Origin of the sequence: Streptomyces buecherae (assembly GCF_014295035.1) — a bacterium.
Lineage (GTDB): Bacteria > Actinomycetota > Actinomycetes > Streptomycetales > Streptomycetaceae > Streptomyces > Streptomyces youssoufiensis.
The window spans coordinates 3231917-3251308 of the sequence record NZ_CP060404.1; the positions used below are offsets into that span (position 1 = coordinate 3231917).

The window sequence follows — 19392 nt, forward strand, 5'->3', positions numbered from 1 at the left end:
CTGGCACGTTGGCCCGCGCGAAGGCCCAGGCCCGCGCGGGGGCCGCCGCCGGCCCGGGGCGCGGCACCGCGCCCCGCCCGCCTCCGCGCGCCGCCGGCGCGCGCGGCCCCGTGACCGCCCGCCTCACCGGAGCGGGCCCGCCGGCCAGGGGGCGGGCCGATCGTCGCCTGGCCGGAAGCCGCTTCGGCGCGGGGGCTAGTCGGTCGGGAGCCGGCGCGCGCCGGCGGCGGGGGTCGCCGGGAAGACGCGCGGGGCGCGGAAGCCCGCCGCCGCGAACGCCTCGGTGACGGCCGCGGCGACCGCGTCCGCCGTCGCGTCCGGCACCAGCGCGATGGCGCTGCCGCCGAAACCGCCGCCGGTCATCCGCGCCCCGAGCGCGCCCGCCGCGTTCGCTGTCTCCACCACCAGGTCGAGTTCGGCGCAGGAGACCTCGAAATCGTCGCGGAGCGAGGCGTGGCCAGCGGTCAACACGGGCCCGATCGCCTGAGTGTCCCCCGCCTCAAGGAGCGCGATGACCTCCTCGACCCGGCGGTTCTCGGTCACCACGTGCCGCACCCGGCGCCGTACGACGGGGTCGTCGGCCAGCTTCTCCAGGGCGGCGCCCAGCTCCCCGTACGCCACGTCGCGCAGCGCCGGTACGCCGAGCCGGCGAGCGCCGAGTTCGCAGGCGGCGTGCCGGTTGGCGTACGCGCCGTCGCCCAGCTCGTGTTGGACGCGGGTGTCGACCACCAGCAGCCGCAGCCCGTGGGCCGCCACGTCGAAGGGCACGGCCCGGTGGGTCAGGTCGCGGGTGTCCAGGTGGAGGGCGTGGCCCGTGGTGCAGCAGGCGGACGCCATCTGGTCCATGATTCCGCAGGGCACCCCGACGAAGCCGTTTTCGGCCCGCTGGGCGAGCCGCGCGACGCGCTCGGCGGTGAGGCCGAGGCCGTACAGGTCGTTCAGCGCGCTCGCCGTGGCCACCTCGAGGGCCGCCGACGAGGAGAGGCCGGCGCCGGTGGGCACGGTGCTGGTGAAGTGCACGTCGGCGCCGCCGACCGGCAGCCCTGCCTCCCGCATGGCCCACGCCACGCCGGCCGGGTAGGCCGCCCAGCCGCCCCCGGTGGCCGGGCCCAGCGAGTCGAGGGTCAACTCCACCGTGCCGCCGGGGGCGTTGGCCGAGTGCAGCCGCAGCACCCCGTCCGGGCGGGCCGACGCGGCGGCCAGCGTCGTGTGCGGCAGCGCGAACGGCATGGCCAGGCCGCCGCTGGTGTCGGTGTGCTCGCCGATCAGGTTGACCCGGCCCGGCGCGGCCCACACGCCGGCCGGTTCGGTGCCGTGCGCCGCGCGGAAGCCGGCGACGGCCGCCGCCACCCGCGCGTGCTCGTCGCCACCGCCACCGGTTTCGTCGGCCCCGTCGCCGGGGGGCGCGGCGGCCGGGGCGGACCGGGCTGTCCGGTCCGCCGTCGGCCGCCGCGCGCCGCGCTCGTTCACGCGCTCTCCCGCTCCCCGCGCTGGGCGAACTCCCAGGCGTCCTCGACGATCCCGGCCAGGTCGGCGCGGGTCGGCTGCCAGCCGAGCCGGTCCCTCGCGCGCTCGGCGGAGGCGACGAGCACCGCCGGGTCACCGCCCCGGCGCCCCGCGATCACCTCGGGCACCGGGTGCCCGGTGACCTTGCGTACCGTCTCGATGACCTCGCGGACCGAGAAGCCGTTGCCGTTGCCGAGGTTGCAGATCAGGTGCTCGCCGGCGGTGGCGGCGGTGAGGGCGAGCAGGTGGGCCTCGGCGAGGTCGGCGACGTGGATGTAGTCGCGCACGCAGGTGCCGTCCGGCGTCGGGTAGTCGTCGCCGAAGACGGAGATCGCCTCCCGCTTGCCCTGGGCGACCTGGAGGATCAGCGGGATCAGGTGCGACTCGGGCTCGTGGCGCTCGCCGTAGCGGCCGTAGGCGCCGGCGACGTTGAAGTAGCGCAGCGAGACGGCGGCCAGGCCGTGCGCGACGCACTCGCCGCTGATCATGTGGTCCACGGCGAGCTTGCTGGCGCCGTACGGGTTGGTGGGCGCGGTCGCCGCGTCCTCGACGATGGGGGTCGCGGTGGGCTCGCCGTAGGTGGCGGCCGTGGAGGAGAAGACGAGGGTGCGCACGCCCGCGTCGCGCATCGCGGCCAGCAGCGCCATGCTGCCGCCGACGTTGTTCGTCCAGTACTTCTCGGGGTGCGTGACCGACTCGCCGACCTGCGAGGACGCCGCGAAGTGGAGCACGCCGTCGTACGAGGAGTCCAGCCAGCGCGCCGCGTCCTGGACGCGCCCCTCGATGAACTCGGCGCCCTCGGGCACGCCCACCCGGTGCCCGGTGGACAGGTCGTCCAGGACGGTCACCCGGTGCCCGGCCGCCAGCAGATGTGCGGCGACCACGCTCCCGACGTATCCCGCTCCGCCGGTGACCAGGTACTTCTGTCCGTTGCTCACGTGCTCGCTACCTCTCGCAGTCGCTGCGCCGCGGCCTCTGGCGGCACATCGTTGATGAACACATTCATGCCGGATTCGGAACCCGCGAGGAACTTCAGCTTGCCGGAAGTCCGTCGGATGGTGAAAAGCTCAAGGTGAAGCGCGAAATCGGCCCGATCGGGGACGCTGAGCGGCGCCTGGTGCCAGGCCGAGACGTAGGGCGTGGGCGGCTCGCCGGGGCCGAAGAGGCGGTCGAAGCGGCGCAGCAGCTCCAGGTAGACCCGTGGGAACTCGGCCCGCGCCGCCTCCCCCAGGGCCAGCAGGTCGGGCACCCGGCGCCGGGGGTAGAGGTGCACCTCGTACGGCCAGTGGGCGGCGTACGGCACGAAGGCGACCCAGTGCTCGGCGTCGATGACGACGCGACGCCCGTCGGCCAGTTCGTCGGCGACCACGTCGTCGAACAGGTTCCGGCCGCCGGTGCGCCGTCGGTGCGCGGCCAGCGACTCCAGCATGCGCGCGGTGCGCGGGGTGACGAAGGGGTACGCGTAGATCTGGCCGTGCGGGTGGCCGAGGGTCACGCCGATCTCGGCGCCCCGGTTCTCGAAGCAGAAGACCTGCTCGACGGCGGGCAGTTGGGCCAGTTCGGCGGTGCGGTCGCGCCAGGCCGCGAGGACGAGGGCGGCCTGGTCCTCGGTGAGGTCGGCGAAGGAGGCGTCGTGGTCGGCGGTGAAGCAGACCACCTCGCAACGCCCGGCGTCGCCGGCCAGCGAGGGGAAGCGGTTCTCGAACACGACGACGTCGTAGTCGGTGGCGGGGATCTCGCTGTGCCGGGGCGCGGCGGCGGCGCCACTCGCGCCGGGGTCGGCCGGGCGCGAGGGGCACAGCGGGCAGGCGTCGGCGGGTGGGTGGTAGGTGCGCGTCTGGCGGTGCGAGGCGATGGCGACGCGGTCGCCGAGCAGCCGGTCGGCCCGGATCTCGGACGAGGTGGCGACCGGCTCCAGCGGTCGCGGGTCCCGGTCCTCGCGCACCACGTCGTCGCGGGAGTCGTAGTAGATCAGTTCGCGCCCATCCGCGAGGCGGGTCGACGTCTTCTTCACTCCGTACCCCTGTCACGATCCGAAAACGTTCCAACATTAGCTTTCAGAAACAAACAATAGCGCGTACTTTCTTTGGCGTTCCGTTCGCGCGAAGAAGCGAGAGGCCCATGCAGCAGCTAGCCGAGGAACTCCGGCTCTCTATCAACTGGCTCGACTACTCCATCCTGGCGATCTACTTCGTCGTCGTGTTGGGCATCGGCTACGCCGCGCGCCGCAGCGTACGTACGAGCCTCGACTTCTTCCTGTCGGGCAGGTCGCTGCCCGCCTGGGTGACGGGCCTGGCCTTCGTCGCGGCCAACCTGGGCGCGACGGAGATCCTGGGCATGGCGGCGAACGGCGCGCAGTACGGCGCGTACACCGTGCACTGGTACTGGATCGGCGCCATCCCGGCCATGGTCTTCCTGGGCCTGGTGATGATGCCCTTCTACTACGGGTCGAAGGTGCGCTCCGTGCCGGAGTTCCTGCTGCACCGCTTCGGGCCCTCCTCACACCTGCTCAGCTCCCTCATCTTCGCCGTCTCCTCGGTGCTGATCGCCGGCGTCAACCTGTACGCCATGGCGATCGTCCTGGAGGCCCTGCTCGGCTGGCCGCAGTGGGTGGCGATCGTGGTCGCCGGGTTCTTCGTGCTCGGCTACATCACCCTGGGCGGCCTCTCCTCAGCCATCTACAACGAGGTACTCCAGTTCTTCGTCATCCTCGCCGCGCTGATTCCGCTCACCGTCGTCGGGCTCAAGCGGGTCGGCGGCTGGGACGGCCTGACGGACTCGCTGACCGGCGAGGGCCGCAAGGAGGGCACCGGCGGCGAGGACTTCCTCAGCGCCTGGGACGGCACGGGCATCGGCGAGGCCAACGCGCTGGGCGCCAACTGGCTGACCATCGTCCTCGGCCTCGGCTTCGTCCTCAGCTTCGGCTACTGGACGACCAACTTCGCCGAGGTGCAGCGCGCCCTGTCGGCCAAGAACCTCTCCGCCGCCAAGCGCACCCCGCTCATCGCGGCCTTCCCCAAGATCCTGATCCCGATGGTGGTGATCGTCCCGGGCCTGATCGCCCTGGTGATGGAGCCGACGCTGGGCAAGGAGGGCAGCGGGCTCGAGTACAACGACGCCATCCCGGTCCTCATGCGCGACCTGCTGCCCAACGGCGTCCTCGGCATCGCGGTGACCGGCCTGTTGGCGGCGTTCATGGCGGGCATGGCCGCCAACGTCTCGTCCTTCAACACGGTCTTCACCAACGACATCTGGGGCGCGTACGTGAAGAAGGACCGCCCGGACGCGTACTACCTGGCCACCGGGCGCTGGATCACCGCGATCGGCGTCGTGCTCGGCATGGGCACGGCGTTCATCGCCGCCAGCTTCAGCAACATCATGAACTACCTCCAGACCCTGTTCTCCTTCTTCAACGTGCCGCTGTTCTGCGTGTTCATCATCGGCATGTTCTGGAAGCGCTCCACGGGCCCGGCCGGGTTCTGGGGGCTGCTGTCGGGCACGGTCGCCGCGATGCTGAACTACTTCTGGCTGTACAAGCAGCACGTCATCGACATCCCCTCCGACCAGGGCGCCAACTTCGTCTCCGCGATCGTCGCCTTCGTCGTCGGCGCGGTGGTGATGGTCGCCGTCACGCTGGTGACCCGGCCGAAGCCGGTGGAGCAACTGGCCGGCCTGGTCTACGGAACGCGCTCGCCCGGCATGTCGGAGCCGCCCGCCGAGGGCGACGACGCGTGGTACCGCAAGCCCGCGCTGCTCGGCTGGGGCGCGGTCATCCTGGCCGCGCTGTGCTACCTCCCCTTCTCCCTGTGACCGCCGCCCCGCACCCGGGCGCCGAGCGCCCCTCTCCCGCGAAGGAAGCAGCCTCATGAGCGACTATCAGCACGAGGTCGACGAGCTTGAGCGCACGTCAGCGACCGCGGCCCGACTCTTCGACGTACGCCGCATCATCGGCGGCCTGTTCGTGGTCTACGGCGTGCTGGTCACCATCGCCGGCCTCACCGCGTCCGACGCGGACCTGGAAAAGGCCGAGAACATCAACATCAACCTGTGGACGGGCCTGGGCATGCTCGCCCTCGGCGTGTTCTTCCTCGGCTGGCTCTACCTACGCCCCACGCCCCCGCCACCCCCGGCCGAGCCGGCGCAGGCGGCGGACACCACGCCGGGCCCGGACCCGGACCGGGACACGCCGACCCCCTGATCCGGGCCGCGCACGCCCGGCCCGGCCGGGCCGCGCCACGGCAGCGCCGACCGGCCGGGCCTGGCCCTGACCCGCGCGCTCAGCCCCGGCCGGGCCCCGGGGTCGGGCCCGCGCCGCCGCCGCGTGGGCCGAGTTCGGGTCGGCCCGGGCGGCCGGGGTAGCCGGGGTCGTTCGGCGCACGGCCCGGCGGAACCTGGCCTCCTTCGCCGTATCCGGGACTGACCCGCCCCGGGTGTCCCTGGGCGGCGCCACGGCTCGGCGGGGTCTGGCCGCCGCGGCCGAGCCGGCCCGGGGCTGGTGGGCCGGTGACGTGCGGCGGAGCCGCGCCGGGGCCGTCGGTGGGCGCGTCGGCCGGCGCGTCCAGCGCGGCGGCGGCGCGCCGGGAGGCCGTGGCCCGGTCGAGCAGCCCGGTGCGCGCCGCGAGCGCCGCCGCCTCCAGGCGGGAGCCGACGCCCAGCTTCATCAGGACGCGCTGCACGTGCGTGCGGGCCGTGCTCGGCGCGATGGCCATGCCCGCCGCGATCAGCCGGGTGTCCTCGCCCTCGGCGACCCGGACCAGCACCTCCACCTCGCGCGGCGTAAGCAGTTGCAGCAACCGGGCGCCCTCGTCGTCGGGTTGCGCCGCGGGGTTCAGCAACTCCGCGAACGCGCCCTGCAGGAGGCCGGGCGCCACCGCCGCGTCCCCGGCGCGCGCCTTGATCATGGCGCGCTCGACGCCCTCGATGCGCTCGTCGTGCCGCACGTACCCGGAGGCGCCGGCCGCGAAGGCGGCGGCGATGCCGCGCGGGCTGGGCACCGGACCGAGCACCACGACCGCGACCTGGGGCCGCTCCTTCTTGATCCGCGCCACCGGCTCGAACACGCCCGGCTCGGCGGGCGTTCCGGTGCCCAGCAGGCACACCTCGGGTGCCCGGCTCACCACCAGGTCCGCGGCCCCCGCGCTCGGCGCGGCAGCGGCGAGCACCCGGTGCCCGCGGAGCTTCAACGCCGAGGCGAGCGCCTCGGCGAGCAGTCGGTGGTCGTCGACCACCATGACTCGCACGCCCATGAACTCCCCCCATCCGCCCGGGGACGACCGTCCCGGTTGTCCGTGGTCCCCGTGTCGATCGAGATCGTGCCGTCGCGACGGTGCGAGCCCCCCAGCCCGCACCCGGCCCCCGATCTCTTGCCCCCGGAAGCTACACGCTTGTTCGACATTGCGCGCCCCTTAGCAGGAAGAAGCAGCCGGTGTGCCGAAACCCGTCCCATCGCGCTCAGTTCCGCTCACAAAGAGATCCTCTCGACACGACAATGGCCCCACCAGTACGGAACGTACCGGTGGGGCCACCATCCGTGCAGCAGTGCCGCACTGGTCAGTTGGGGCCGAAAACCATCGCTAGGAGGTCCTCACCGCGCTGGTAGTCGCGCGGCTCGGTGGCGTAGATGTCGCCCATGTACAGCTTCTTGTTGGCCCACAGGAACACCTCGTGGCCCATGCTGTAGTTGGACTCCGTCTCCGCGGTGGCCGTCGCGTTCTGCATCAGCTTGGCCTTCTCGTACGTGTTCGGGTCGATCTGCCAGACGGCGCCGCCCTCCCGGTACGTGGTGTCCTGGTAGGCGATGAGGTAGCCGTCCTCGTCCAACTGCATCGGCGTGATGCTGGAGGTGGGCACGCCGTCGGTCTTGCCCACGGTCTTGCCGGTGGTCAGCGAGTACGCCACGACCTCGTTCTGCGGCAGCGTGTCGGAGGAGCCGCTGCGCTCCTCGGTGGCCATGAACAGCTTGTCCTTGGCGATGACGACCTTGGTGCAGGACTCGACCTCGTTGGTCTGGCACTCCGCCGTGAACTTGCCGTTGCCGGTCGCGATCTTGCTGACCAGCTTGCCCTTGCGCTGCGAGGGGTCGATGGTCATGAAGTCGGAGACCGAGGCGCCCGTCGAGTCGCCGGCGTCCACGCCGATGACCATCGGGTCGGTGGAGACCACGTGCACGTCGTCGAGGCCGTCGGTGAGCTTGTACTCGGACAGGATGTTCCCGTCCTTCGGGTTGATGAGCTGGACCGACATCCGGGCCTCGCCGTACTCGCCGCAGCCGCGCACCGCCACCAGCTTGGGGCCGCCGCCGTAGCCGTAGTCCGAGCACTCCTCGTTGGCCTGCGGCGACCAGAGCTTGTCGCCCTTCATGGACCACGCGGCGCCGCCGTCCAGGCCGCCCGCGGCGACGGTGCCGCCGCCGATGGTGACCTCGTCGAACTCCAGCTTCTCGTCGGCCTCCTTGATGCTGCGCTGCCACACGAGCTTGCCGTTGTTCAGGTCGACGAGGCCGACCTCGCTGCAGTCGGGGTACTTGTTCTCGGCGGTGGGCTTGCCGTCCTGGAAGACGACGGCGGTCATGCCCTCCTTGGTGATCTGGGTGCTGCCCCAGCACAGTTCGCCGCCGAGCGGGATCTCGTACTGCGCGGACGAGCCGCCGCTGACCGGGTAGCCGACGATCTTGTCGATCTGGCCCTTGGCCCACACCTTGTCGGTGGCCCACAGGCCGGGCGAGTTCGCCTGCTCCTTGACCCGGGGCATCGGGACCTTGGAGACCAGGTTGCCGCCGACCAGCTTCGGCTTGGGCCGCTTCTTGACGCCGCCCTCGCCCTCCTCGCCGCCGGTCGTGCCCTGGCTGGTGCCGGGGTCCTTCTTCTTCGCCTCGCTGTCGCCGTCGTCGCCGCCCTTGGTGGCGAACCACACGCCGCCGCCGACGATCAGCGCGATCGCCACCACGGCGCTGACGATGATCGCCATGCGCTGCTTGCCCGGCCGGTTGTCACCGCCCGGGGCACCCTGGGGCAGCGGCGCGCCGGGGTATCCGCCCGGCTGGGTCTGCCCGTAGGGGCCCTGCCCGTACGGACCCTGTTGTCCGGCGCCGTACGGCGCGCCCGGCTGCGCGGGGTAGCCGTAGCCGCCGGCCTGCGTCGGCGCCTGCGGGTAGGCGTACCCGCCGACCTGGGTGGGGGCCTGCGGGTAGCCGTAGCCTCCGGCGCCGACCGGTGGGGTCTGCGGCGCCTGGGCCGGGGCGCCGGGAGGCGGCGGGGTCTGCGGGGCCTTGGCGAACTGCGGCGGGGTGCCGGGCGGCCCGGGGGGCGGCGGCGTCTGCGGCGCCTGGGCCGGCGGCGGGGTCTGCGGCGGCTGCGGCTGCTGGCCGGGCGGCGTCTGCGGGTAGCCGTAGTTGGCCACCTGGGTCGGCTGCTGCGGGTAGCCGTAGCCGGGTGCGGCGGGCTGTTGCGCGTGGCTCCCGGGGGCGTCGCCGTAACCCGGGGTGGACCCGTCGTGCGGGTCCCGCGGTGCGCCGTAGCCGCCCTGCGGCGGCTGTTGGGGCGGCTGTGACATCGGCATTCCTTCTCGTGGGGCCATGGCCGACCGGCCTCCCCCGCTGTCACCGTGGCTGAAATCCATCGGAGACGGAGCGAATCGGACATGAATGCGGCCTGGCGATGGCAGGCGAGCGGGTGTTCTTTGTATCACCCGGTCATCGCATGACAGGTGCCGGTGGCCGGCCGGCCCAGGAGCTGATACCGGCCCGTGACGAGACCGTTGCACCGCCCGGGCCGGCCATCCCGGTGCCGACCTGCCGCGGGCGGCCCGGGCACGCCCCGGCCCGGCACCCGTGTGGCGGGTGCCGGGCCGGGTCGCGGAGGCGCGTCAGGCGGCGGAGCCGGGGGCGCGAACGGTCACGCGTCGTCGGCCAGTTCCAGCCAGCGCGATTCCAGTTCGTCCCGTTCGCCCGACAGCTCCCGTAGCTTGCCGTCGAGTTCGGCGACGCGCTCGAAGTCGGTGGCGTGCTCGGCGATCTGGGCGTGCAGCGTGGTCTCCTGCTCGCTGATCTTGTCGAGGCGGCGCTCGATGCGCTGCAACTCCTTCTGCGCGGCGCGCTGCTCGCCCGCCGACTTCTCCCGTGGCCGGTCCTTGTCACCGGCGGCGCCGGCGGCCGGGCTCGCGGGGGCGGCCGGCGCGGCGGAGGCCGCCGCCCGCGTGCGCTGGCGCCGCTCCAGGTACTCGTCGACGCCGCGCGGCAGCATCCGCAGCGTGGCGTCGCCGAGCAGCGCGAGGACGCGGTCGGTGGTGCGCTCGATGAAGTACCGGTCGTGACTGATCACCACGAGGGAGCCGGGCCAGCCGTCCAACAGGTCCTCAAGCTGGGTCAGCGTCTCGATGTCGAGGTCGTTGGTCGGCTCGTCCAGGAAGAGCACGTTGGGCTCGTCCATCAGCAGCCGCAGGATCTGCAGCCGGCGCCGCTCACCGCCGGACAGGTCGCCGACGGGCGTCCACTGCTTCTCCTTGGCGAAGCCGAAGTGCTCGCACAGTTGCGAGGCGGTCATCTCGCGGCCCTTGCCCAGGTCAACGCGTTGCCGCACCTGTTCGACGGCCTGTAGGACGCGCCAGGTGGGGTCGAGTTCGGCGACCTCCTGCGACAGGTAGGCCAGCCGTACGGTCCTGCCGACCGTGATCCGGCCCGCCGCCGGCTGCTCCTCGCCCTCGGTGCGGGCGGCCCGGTCCAGCGCGCGCAGCAGCGAGGTCTTGCCCGCGCCGTTGACGCCGACCAGGCCGATCCGGTCGCCGGGCCCGAGCTGCCAGGTCAGGTGCTTGAGCAGGGTCTTCGGCCCGGCCTGGATCGTCACGTCCTCCAGGTCGAAGACGGTCTTGCCGAGCCGGGAATTGGCGAACTTCATCAGCTCGGCGCTGTCCCGGGGCGGCGGCACGTCGGCGATCAGCGCGTTGGCGGCCTCGATGCGGAAGCGCGGCTTGCTGGTACGGGCCGGGGCGCCGCGCCGCAGCCAGGCCAGCTCCTTGCGCATCAGGTTCTGCCGCTTGGCCTCCTCGGTGGCCGCGATGCGCTCGCGCTCGGCGCGCGCGAAGACGTAGTCGCTGTAGCCGCCCTCGTACTCGTGCACCTGGCCGCGCTGCACGTCCCACATGCGGGTGCAGACCTGGTCGAGGAACCAGCGGTCGTGGGTGACGACCACCAGCGCCGAGCGGCGGGCCCGCAGGTGGCTGGCGAGCCAGGAGATGCCCTCCACGTCGAGGTGGTTGGTCGGCTCGTCCAGGACGATCAGCTCGGGTTCGCCGATGAGCAGCTTGGCGAGCGCGATGCGGCGCCGCTCGCCACCGGAGAGCGGGCCGATCACGGTGTCCAGGCTCTGCCCGAAGCCGGGCAGGTCGAGCCCGCCGAACAGGCCGGTCAGCACGTCGCGGATCTTGGCGTTGCCCGCCCACTCGTGGTCGGCGAGGTCGCCGATCACCTCGTGCCGCACGGTGGCGGCCGGGTCGAGCGAGTCGTGCTGGGTCAGCACGCCGAGCCGCAGCCCACCGGAGTGCGTGACGCGCCCCTGGTCGGCCTCCTCCAGCTTGGCGAGCATCCGGATGAGGGTGGTCTTGCCGTCACCGTTGCGGCCGACGACGCCGATCCGGTCGCCCTCATTGACGCCGAGGGAGATCCCGTCGAGCAGGGCACGGGTGCCGTACACCTTGCTCACGGTTTCCAGATTGACGAGGTTCGTTGCCATCTCACTCCTGGGACGGGGGGCGTTCGAGCTCCAGCGTAGTCGCCACGGGCCGGGCCCCGGATCGCGCCGTCACGCGGGGTGCGGAGCCCCCACGCGCCGGCGCGTGGGGGCGCGACCGGGCGGGCGCGCGGGCCCTGGCCCAGGGGTTCGGTCGGTCGGCCGGCGCGCGGTCGGCCGGCCGGTTGGTTGGCCGGTTGGCCGGCTGGTCGGCTGGTCGGCTGGTCGGCTGGTCGGCTGGTCGTACGAGCAGGGGCGTACGGATCGGGCGGTCGTACGGCCAGGGGCGTACGGGGAGGTGGGCGTACGGGGAGGTGGGCGGGCGGTCAGGCGCTCGGGGCCCGGCGGTCCTCGCGGACGACCGTGGCGCCGGCGGCCGGGCTCGCGGCCACCCGGGCCGTGCGGCACGTCCCGGAGGCGGCGAGCGCCGTGGCCACCTGCTCCGCGCCCGCCGCGTCCTTGGCCAGGAAGGCGCAGGTCGGGCCGGAGCCGGAGACCAGCGAGGCGAGCGCGCCCGCCTCGGTGCCGGCCCGCAGGGTGTCGGCGAGGGAGGGGCGCAGCGAGACCGCCGCGGCCTGGAGGTCGTTGCTGGAACCGTCCGGGCCCGCGGTCAGGGCGGCGGCGAGCGCGGTGGCGTCGCCGGCGCGCAGCGCGTCGAGGAGGGCGGCCGACGGCTCGGGCGCCGGCACGTCGTCGATGGTGTCGCCGGCGCCGCGCTCGGCGCGCAGCCGGTCGCACTCGCCGTAGACGGCCGGCGTCGAGAGCCCGCCGTCCGCCACGGCGAAGACCCAGTGGAAGGTGCCGCCGACGGTGAGCGGGGTGAGCAGTTCACCTCGGCCCCGGCCCAGCGCGGCCCCGCCCACCAGGCTGAACGGCACGTCGCTGCCCAACTCGGCGCAGATGTCGAGGAGTTCCTCGCGCGTCGCGCCGGTGTTCCACAGCGCGTCGCAGGCCAGCAGCGCGCCGGCGCCGTCCGCGCTGCCGCCGGCCATGCCGCCGGCGACCGGGATGTCCTTGGCGATGTGGAGGTGCACCCGGGGCTCGATCCCGTGGCGGGCGGCGAGCAGTTCGGCGGCGCGGGCGGCGAGGTTCGTACGGTCGCGGGGCACCTGGTCGGCGTCCGGACCCTCGACCGTGATCCGCAGCTCGTCGGCCGGGGTGACCGTGATCTCGTCGTACAGGCCGACGGCGAGGAAGACGTTGGCCAGGTCGTGGAATCCGTCCGGCCTGCGGCCACCCACCGCGAGCTGGGCGTTGACCTTGGCCGGTACGCGAACGGCGATGGAGTCGATCACGGGCTCTTGGCTCCTCGGTTCCGGGGCCGCCACGGTGCGGGCGGCGACGGTTGGTGGTGATCGCACCCTACGGACTCCGGGTGTCGGGCCGCTGGCCGGCGTCTCACCTGTCGCGCGCCCGGCTCCCGCGACCGGCCCGCGCGAGCCACGGCGCACGCGGGGCGCGTCCGCCAGCGGACTCCCGCGCCGGCCCGGCGGCGGCCGGCGCCCGGGCGGGGTAGGGCCGGGGTCGAGGTCAGGGCAGGATCAGCGGCACGGCGGGACCAGAGGCAGGCAGGGTCGGGGCCGGGGCCAGGCGGAGCCGAGGCCAGGCGGAGCCGAGGCCAGGGCCAGGCGAGGCCACGCGGGGCCGGGGGCCGAGGCCAGGGCGGTCAGGATCAGCGGCCCGGCCTCACTTGCCGGGGCCGTGCTCCGCGATCGCCGCGAACTCCTCCACCGTCAGCGCCTCGCCGCGCGCCTGCGGCGACACCCCGGCGGCCACGAGCGCCGCCTCGGCGGCGGCGGCCGAGCCGGCCCACCCCGCGAGCGCGGCCCGCAGCGTCTTGCGGCGCTGCGCGAACGCGGCGTCCACGACCGCGAAGACCTCCGCCCGCGTGGCGCTGGTCTGCGGCGGCGCGGCACGGCGGACCAGCGAGACGAGGCCGGAGTCCACGTTCGGGGCGGGCCAGAAGACGTTGCGGCCGATCGCGCCGGCCCGCCTGACCTCCGCGTACCAGGCGGCCTTCACCGACGGCACCCCGTACACCTTGGAGCCGGGCGGCGCGGCGAGCCGGTCGGCCACCTCGGCCTGGACCATGACCAGCGTGCGCTCGATGCTGGGGAAGGTCGCGAGCATGTGCAGCAGGACGGGCACGGCGACGTTGTACGGCAGGTTGGCGACCAGGGCGGTGGGGGGCGGCCCGGGCAGTTCGGTGACGCGCATGGCGTCGGAGTGCACGAGCGCGAAGTGCTCGGCCCGCTCGGGCAGCCGGGCGGCCACGGTGCTGGGCAGCGCCGCGGCAAGCACGTCGTCGATCTCCACCGCCGTGACCCACTCGGCCGCTTCGAGCAGCGCGAGGGTGAGCGAGCCGAGCCCGGGGCCGACCTCGACGACCGTGTCGTCCGGCCGCACCTCGGCGGTGCGGATGATGCGGCGCACCGTGTTGGCGTCGATCACGAAGTTCTGGCCGCGCTGCTTGGTAGGGCGCACCCCGAGCGCCGCGGCCAGTTCGCGGACGTCGGCGGGCCCGAGCAGCGCGGCCGACGGCTCGGCGGCGGGCCCGGGGGGCGGGGCGGCCGGGCCGGGGCTGGCTGGGGAGCCGGAGGCGGCGGGTCCGGAGGGGGCGGGGTCGCCGGCGCGGTCATCGGCGTTAGGGGTGGAGCTCACCGCTTGAGTTTACGGCCCACGCCACCAGCCCCCACCGCGCCCGCCCGCCCCCGGCGCCCCTCGCGCGCCCGCTTCCGCGCGCCCACCCGGCCCACCGGGCCCCTGCGGGGCGACGTCCTTCCGGCCCCGGCCCGGCCGCTCTCGGTAACCCGCTCTCAGCGATCCGCTCTCAGCAGTCCGCTCTCAGCAACGTCTCAGTAGCCGAAGGCGCGCGCCGTGTTCGCGGCCACGGCCGTCGCCAACTCGTCCTCGCCGATGCCGCGCACGTCGGCCATGGCTCGCAGGGTCAGCGGGATCAGGTACGGGGCGTTGGGGCGGCCTCGGTAGGGCATCGGGGTCAGGAACGGGGCGTCCGTCTCGACCAGGACCCGGTCGAGCGGGGCGACGGCGAGCGCGTCGCGCAGCGGCTGGGCGTTCTTGAAGGTGACGTTCCCGGCGAAGGACAGGTAGTAGCCGTGCTCCGCGCAGACCTTCGCCATCGCGGCGTCGCCCGAGTAGCAGTGGAAGACGACCGTCTCGGGCGCGCCCTCCTCGTCCAGCACCCGCAGTACGTCGTCGTGGGCCTCGCGGTCGTGGATGACGAGCGCCTTGCCGTGCCGCTTGGCGATGTCGATGTGGCGGCGGAAGGACAGTTCCTGCGCGGCCATGCCCTCCGGGCCGGTGCGGAAGTAGTCGAGCCCCGTCTCGCCGACGCCGCGCACCTGCGGCAGCGCCGCCAGCGCGTCGATCTCCGCCAGGGCCTCGTCCAGCGCGGCATCACCGCCGGCCGGGCGCGCCGGGCGCGGCCGGCCGCCACCCGTCTCGTTGCCCTCGGGGTCGCCGAGCACGATGCGCGGGGCCTCGTTCGGGTGCAGGGCCACGGTGGCCCACACGGCCTCGTGCGCGGCGGCCGTCTCGGCCGCCCAGCGCGAACCCGCCAGGTCACAGCCGACCTGGACGACCGTCGTCACGCCGACCGACGCGGCCTTGGCCAACGCCTCGTCCACCGTGCCCCGCTGCATGTCCAGGTGGGTGTGCGAGTCGGCCACCGCCACCCGCAGCGGCTCCGGCAGCGGCGGGGGCGCGTCCTTGGATCGGTCAGCGCTCCGCTTGCCGCCGCCCGGGGCGGCGGGAACGCCGCCGTTGGTGCTGGTGTGTGCCGTCTCCGCCATGGTCGCGATTGTAAGGAGCGCCCCACGCGGCCGACGGGTCGGCATGGTCGGGGGCGGGCGGGGCGCGTGGGCACGGAGACACGGGACAGGGCGGGGCACGCCGCCGGCGCCCGCGCGGGCTCACTTGCGGTGGAACGGCCAGAGGTCCGCGAGGTGCCAGTGGTGGCCGCCGGCCGAACTCGCCGCGGCAGCCGTGGCCCGAGGGCCGGTGGTTCCCGCGTCCGGGGTGCGCTGGCCCGGCGTCCGCCCGTACGGCATGGCTCGCGAGGCCGAGGTGACCTGGCCCGACCGCATGATGCGCAGCACGTGCGCGCCGCAGTTGAGGCAGGTCGGCTGGGTGAGCGGCGAGGGCACCCGCTCGCCGCCGGCGTGGTAGCTCACGTACGCCTGCCCGAGGGCGTCCACGTGGTGCTCGATGTCGTACGCCTGCTCCCAACCGTGCCCGCAGTGCATGCAGGCGAACGCGTACGCCTCGTGCGCGGCCGGTGCGCCGGACGCGGCGTCGGACGGCGTGGCCTGCGCGCGGGCCAGCGCCTCGGGTATGGAATGGCTACCGCCGGGGGTTCCAGTGGTTTCGCTCATGGCAGCTCCTCTTGTCCGTGGGACAAGCCTTCCGGGATCGGGGATTTCCCCCCGCGTCCAGTGGACTCCCGTGAGCGTGCTCGCGCAGTAGGGGTTCCCAGTCCTTGGGGCACATTTGAATAGCCGGTGCCAAAGGCGCCGAATGCGCGGTCCAACCTTTGCCTTTCGCGGTGATCCCTTTACCTTCCACAGGGTTCCGGCCGGGACGCCCGAAGCGGAGGTGAACACGTTTTCGCAGCGTACGCGCTCGCCTTGGCAGTGGCGGCGCTCATACGAGCCCCTTCGGCGTCCCCTCTTCCGGGCCCGCGCCCGCTCGCACGCGGCCCGCCGCGCGACGGCCACGACAATTCCCCTCCTGGCCACGCGTCACGCCCCACACAATTGCCACGCCGACAGACCCGCCCGGTCACGTCATTTCCCCATCGGCCTTCACCGGGGCGATTCCCAGAAATGCGGAGGAGCTTCTCCCATAAGCGGTCACGCAACCGAACTCGCCCGCAGAGAAACGGAAGGGCGGTCAACGCATTTACCGGTGCCCTACATTCGGGCATGCCGAGCATTCCTCGCCGACGACTCCCCGGTCACGCGCACCGGGGCGCACCGCGAGCGCGCCGTCCCCGCCAGGCGACCGCCGGCGCTCAGCCGGCGTCCCGGCCCGCGTGGCCAGCGCCCGGCCCGGACAGAACAGCTAACCCGCGTTCTTCGCCGCCACCACCGCGTCGAACACCTCGCGCTTGGGCAGCCCGGTCTCGGCCGCCACCGCCGCGATGGCCTCCTTGCGCCGCTCCCCCGCCTCCTCCTCGCGGACCGCGACCCGGCGGGCCAGCTCGGCGGGGGTCAGGTCCTGCGGCCCGGGCTCGGGCGCGCCCTCGACGACGAGGGTGATCTCGCCCCGTACGTCGCCGGCGGCCCACGCGGCCAGCTCCGCCAGCGAGCCCCGCTTGACCTCCTCGTACGTCTTGGTCAGCTCCCGGCACACGGCCGCCCGCCGGTCGGCGCCGAACGCCTCGGCCATGGCCGACAGCGTCTCGGCCACCCGGTGCGGGGACTCGAAGTACACGAGCGTGCGGCGTTCGGCCGCGACCTCGCGCAGCCGGCTGAGCCGCTCGCCGGCCTTGCGCGGCGGGAACCCCTCGAAGCAGAAGCGGTCCACCGGCAGCCCGGAGACGGCGAGCGCGGTGAGCACGGCGGACGGGCCGGGCACGGCCGTGACGGTGATGTCGCGCTCGACGGCGGCGGCGACGAGGCGGTAGCCGGGGTCGGAGACCGACGGCATGCCGGCGTCGGTGACCAGCAACACCCGCGCGCCGCCCTCCAGCGCGGCCACCAGGTCCGGCGTGCGGGCCGACTCGTTGCCCTCGAAGTAGGAGACGACGCGCGCGGTCGGCCGCACGTCCAGGGCCTGGGTCAGCCGGCGCAGCCGTCGGGTGTCCTCGGCCGCGATCACCTCGGCCGCGACCAGCTCCGCCGCCAGCCTCGGCGGCGCGTCGGCCGGGTCGCCGATCGGGGTCCCTGCGAGTACGAGTGTTCCGCTCACCGTTCCAGTCACGGCCCCATCCTCCCAACCGGGCGGCCCGGCGCCGCCCGGGGCTGACCGGCCCGGGCCGCGATCCCCGGGGCTCCGCCCCCCGGCGGACACGACCGCGCAGCGCCGCCCCCGCGACTGTCGACAGGCCGTTCCCTACGATGGCGCGGTGACGAGTGACACCGCGACCCACGCCCAGCGGGGCCAAGCCGCCGAACAGCAGCCGCTGCCCTGGCAGCTCAGGCTGCGCCGATTCGGTTACGCGGGCCGGGCGCGGACCGACGTCCGTGACCGGCTGGTGCCGCCCTTCCCCGAGCCCGGCACCCGGCTGTGGACGGCACTCGGCATCGGCCCGGTCCCGGCGCACCGGCTGGCTCACTGGTTGGGCTGGATCGGTCCGCTGCTGGTCGCGCTGTTCGCCGGACTGCTCAGGTTCTGGCGCCTCGGCAGCCCGAACGAGGTCATATTCGACGAGACGTACTACGCCAAGGACGCCTGGTCGCTGCTCCAGTACGGCTACGAGGGGACCTGGAGCAAGAACGCCAACGACCAGATCGTCGCCGACCCGCAGCGCATCCCGCTCAGCGACGCCCCGTCGTACGTCGTCCACCCGCCGGTCGGCAAGTGGGTCATCGCGCTGGGCGAACAGTTCTTCGGCCTGAACCCGTTCGGCTGGCGCTTCATGGTGGCGCTGCTCGGCACCCTGTCGGTGCTCATGCTGTGCCGCATCGGGCGGCGGCTGTTCCGCTCCACGGCCCTCGGCTGCCTGGCCGGCGGCCTGCTCGCGGTCGACGGGCTGCACTTCGTGATGAGCCGCACCGCGCTGCTCGACCTGGTGCTGATGTTCTTCATCCTGGCGGCGTTCGGCGCCCTGCTGGTCGACCGGGACCAGGCCCGGGCCCGGCTCGCGGCGGCGCTGCCCGTCGGCGCCGACGGCCTGGCCAGGCCGGACGCCACGGTCGCCGAACGGCTCGGCCTCGGCTGGCGGCCCTGGCGCGTTCTGGCGGGCGTGAGCCTGGGCCTCGCCTGCGGCACCAAGTGGAACGGGCTGTACGTGCTGGCCGCCTTCGGCCTGATGACGGTCGTCTGGGACGCGGGAGCCCGGCGCACCGCGGGCGCCTGGCACCCCTACCGCACGGCCCTGCGCCGCGACGTGCCGTGGGCGTTCCTGGCCACGGTGCCGGTCGCGATCGCCACCTACGTCGCCTCGTGGGCCGGCTGGTTCGCCAACAGCGGCAGCCACAGCGAGGAGTTGGGCTGGCGGCACAGCGGCTATTTCCGGCACTGGGCCGAGACCGACGGCGGCCACTCGTCGGACGGCGCCTTCGCCTGGCTGCTCAACCCGCTGCGCAGCCTGTGGCACTACGAGAAGGAGGTCTACGACTTCCACGTGGGCCTCGACTCGCCCCACACGTACCAGTCCAACCCTTGGACCTGGCTGATCCAGTCGCGCCCCGTGTCCTACTTCTACGAGTCGCCGGAGCCCGGCACCGCCGGCTGCCCGTCCGACACCTCCGAGAAGTGCGCCCGCGAGGTCCTCGCACTCGGCACACCACTGCTGTGGTGGGCGGCCTGCTTCGCGCTCCTCTACCTCCTCTACCGCTGGGCCCTGCGCCGCGACTGGCGCGCGGGCGCCATCCTGGGCGCCACGGCGGCCGGCCTGCTGCCCTGGTTCGCCTACCAGGACCGCACGATCTTCTCCTTCTACGCGGTCGTCTTCATCCCGTTCCTGTGCCTCGCGGTCGCCATGATGCTCGGCGCCATCATCGGCCCCCACGCCGCCACCGAACGCCGCCGCACCGTCGGCGCGGTCGGCGCGGGCGCGCTGGTCCTGCTGATCGTGTGGAACTTCATTTACTTCTTCCCGATCTACACCGGGCAGGTGATTCCGCTGGAGGCGTGGCGGGATCGGATGTGGCTGGACACGTGGATCTAGGCGGGCGCCGCTGGTGGGGGCCGCTGGCGCTGGGCGGGCGCGGGGGCGATGGGAGGACTATGCCGGCTTTTCTGGGATTGGCCGATAGGTCGCGATCGGCGAAAGTTGCAGGAAACCGGGCTGTCGCCGGATAAACCCGCAGGTCAATTGCTCTGGTCCCCGCGCGTGCGGGGGTGGTCCCGGGCTGCGCGTGCGCGGGCAACGCCTGGTCCTCTGGTCCCCGCGCGTGCGGGGGTGGCCCCCCGGTTCCATCCAGGTAGTCGGCGCGCACGGTCTGGTCCCCGCGCGTGCGGGGATGGTCCCGCGCGC

Annotated in this window: 13 protein-coding genes and 1 pseudogene; 3 read left to right on the forward strand and 11 right to left on the reverse strand. The window is 73.7% G+C overall.

The genetic code is table 11. The features are described from left to right. Positions 1–195: 195 nt before the first annotated feature. From galK to galT, 3 genes are all read right to left on the reverse strand, one after another. Entirely contained in the window at positions 196–1350 is a 1155-nt protein-coding gene (gene galK, locus H7H31_RS12045) for a galactokinase (protein ID WP_187063511.1), read from the reverse strand. A gap of 116 nt (positions 1351–1466) precedes the next feature. Beyond that, a complete protein-coding gene (gene galE / locus H7H31_RS12050; protein ID WP_187063502.1) occupies positions 1467–2444 on the reverse strand; it encodes a UDP-glucose 4-epimerase GalE in 978 nt (325 codons plus the stop codon). Continuing rightward, on the reverse strand, positions 2441–3520 hold the full coding sequence (galT, locus tag H7H31_RS12055; protein WP_187063503.1) for a galactose-1-phosphate uridylyltransferase: 1080 nt from the start codon (positions 3518–3520) through the stop codon (positions 2441–2443). The genes galE and galT overlap by 4 nt, the downstream gene beginning before the upstream one ends. 107 nt (positions 3521–3627) lie before the next feature. On the opposite strand from galT, the gene H7H31_RS12060 reads away from it, so the two are divergent. Both H7H31_RS12060 and H7H31_RS12065 read left to right on the forward strand, forming a co-directional pair. Continuing rightward, positions 3628–5316 carry a sodium:solute symporter family protein gene (locus H7H31_RS12060; protein WP_187063504.1) on the forward strand — a complete coding sequence of 563 codons (1689 nt, stop codon included), beginning with the start codon at positions 3628–3630 and terminating at the stop codon, positions 5314–5316. A gap of 55 nt (positions 5317–5371) precedes the next feature. Further along, positions 5372–5704, forward strand: coding sequence for a hypothetical protein (locus tag H7H31_RS12065; RefSeq protein WP_187063505.1), 333 nt, complete (start codon positions 5372–5374; stop codon positions 5702–5704). 382 nt (positions 5705–6086) lie between these two features. On the opposite strand, the pseudogene H7H31_RS12070 reads toward H7H31_RS12065, so the two are convergent. From H7H31_RS12070 to rsmI, 8 genes and pseudogenes are all read right to left on the reverse strand, one after another. Further along, a pseudogene (locus H7H31_RS12070) lies at positions 6087–6752 on the reverse strand (response regulator transcription factor); the annotation flags it as partial. A gap of 304 nt (positions 6753–7056) precedes the next feature. After that, positions 7057–9057, reverse strand: a complete 2001-nt coding sequence (locus H7H31_RS12075) for a hypothetical protein (protein WP_187063506.1) — start codon at positions 9055–9057, stop codon at positions 7057–7059. A gap of 341 nt (positions 9058–9398) precedes the next feature. Then, positions 9399–11231, reverse strand: coding sequence for an ABC-F family ATP-binding cassette domain-containing protein (locus H7H31_RS12080; protein ID WP_187063507.1), 1833 nt, complete (start codon positions 11229–11231; stop codon positions 9399–9401). Positions 11232–11554: 323 nt separating this feature from the next. Beyond that, positions 11555–12523, reverse strand: coding sequence for a 4-(cytidine 5'-diphospho)-2-C-methyl-D-erythritol kinase (locus tag H7H31_RS12085; RefSeq protein ID WP_187059713.1), 969 nt, complete (start codon positions 12521–12523; stop codon positions 11555–11557). Positions 12524–12914: 391 nt separating this feature from the next. Further along, entirely contained in the window at positions 12915–13757 is an 843-nt protein-coding gene (gene rsmA, locus H7H31_RS12090) for a 16S rRNA (adenine(1518)-N(6)/adenine(1519)-N(6))-dimethyltransferase RsmA (protein ID WP_176166358.1), read from the reverse strand. A gap of 326 nt (positions 13758–14083) precedes the next feature. After that, complete coding sequence (locus tag H7H31_RS12095; RefSeq protein ID WP_187061116.1) at positions 14084–15040, reverse strand: TatD family hydrolase; 957 nt, start codon at positions 15038–15040, stop codon at positions 14084–14086. A gap of 120 nt (positions 15041–15160) precedes the next feature. Continuing rightward, positions 15161–15622: a hypothetical protein gene (locus H7H31_RS12100; protein WP_187061117.1), complete on the reverse strand. Its 462-nt coding sequence runs from the start codon at positions 15620–15622 to the stop codon at positions 15161–15163. 688 nt (positions 15623–16310) lie between these two features. Further along, positions 16311–17159 (reverse strand): 16S rRNA (cytidine(1402)-2'-O)-methyltransferase, encoded by an 849-nt coding sequence (gene rsmI, locus H7H31_RS12105; protein WP_187061121.1) that lies wholly within the window; start codon positions 17157–17159, stop codon positions 16311–16313. A gap of 157 nt (positions 17160–17316) precedes the next feature. On the opposite strand from rsmI, the gene H7H31_RS12110 reads away from it, so the two are divergent. After that, complete coding sequence (locus tag H7H31_RS12110; protein WP_187061118.1) at positions 17317–19083, forward strand: dolichyl-phosphate-mannose--protein mannosyltransferase; 1767 nt, start codon at positions 17317–17319, stop codon at positions 19081–19083. The last annotated feature ends 309 nt before the right edge of the window (positions 19084–19392 follow it).

What these genes read in the sequence shown, in the direction of transcription:
- H7H31_RS12060 (WP_187063504.1), top strand. Translation starts at nt 3,628, where the DNA reads ATGCAGCAGCTAGCCGAGGAACTCCGGCTCTCTATCAACTGGCTCGAC.
- H7H31_RS12065 (WP_187063505.1), top strand. Translation starts at nt 5,372, where the DNA reads ATGAGCGACTATCAGCACGAGGTCGACGAGCTTGAGCGCACGTCAGCG.
- H7H31_RS12075 (WP_187063506.1), bottom strand. Translation starts at nt 9,057, where the DNA reads ATGTCACAGCCGCCCCAACAGCCGCCGCAGGGCGGCTACGGCGCACCG.
- H7H31_RS12080 (WP_187063507.1), bottom strand. Translation starts at nt 11,231, where the DNA reads ATGGCAACGAACCTCGTCAATCTGGAAACCGTGAGCAAGGTGTACGGC.
- H7H31_RS12095 (WP_187061116.1), bottom strand. Translation starts at nt 15,040, where the DNA reads ATGGCGGAGACGGCACACACCAGCACCAACGGCGGCGTTCCCGCCGCC.
- H7H31_RS12100 (WP_187061117.1), bottom strand. Translation starts at nt 15,622, where the DNA reads ATGAGCGAAACCACTGGAACCCCCGGCGGTAGCCATTCCATACCCGAG.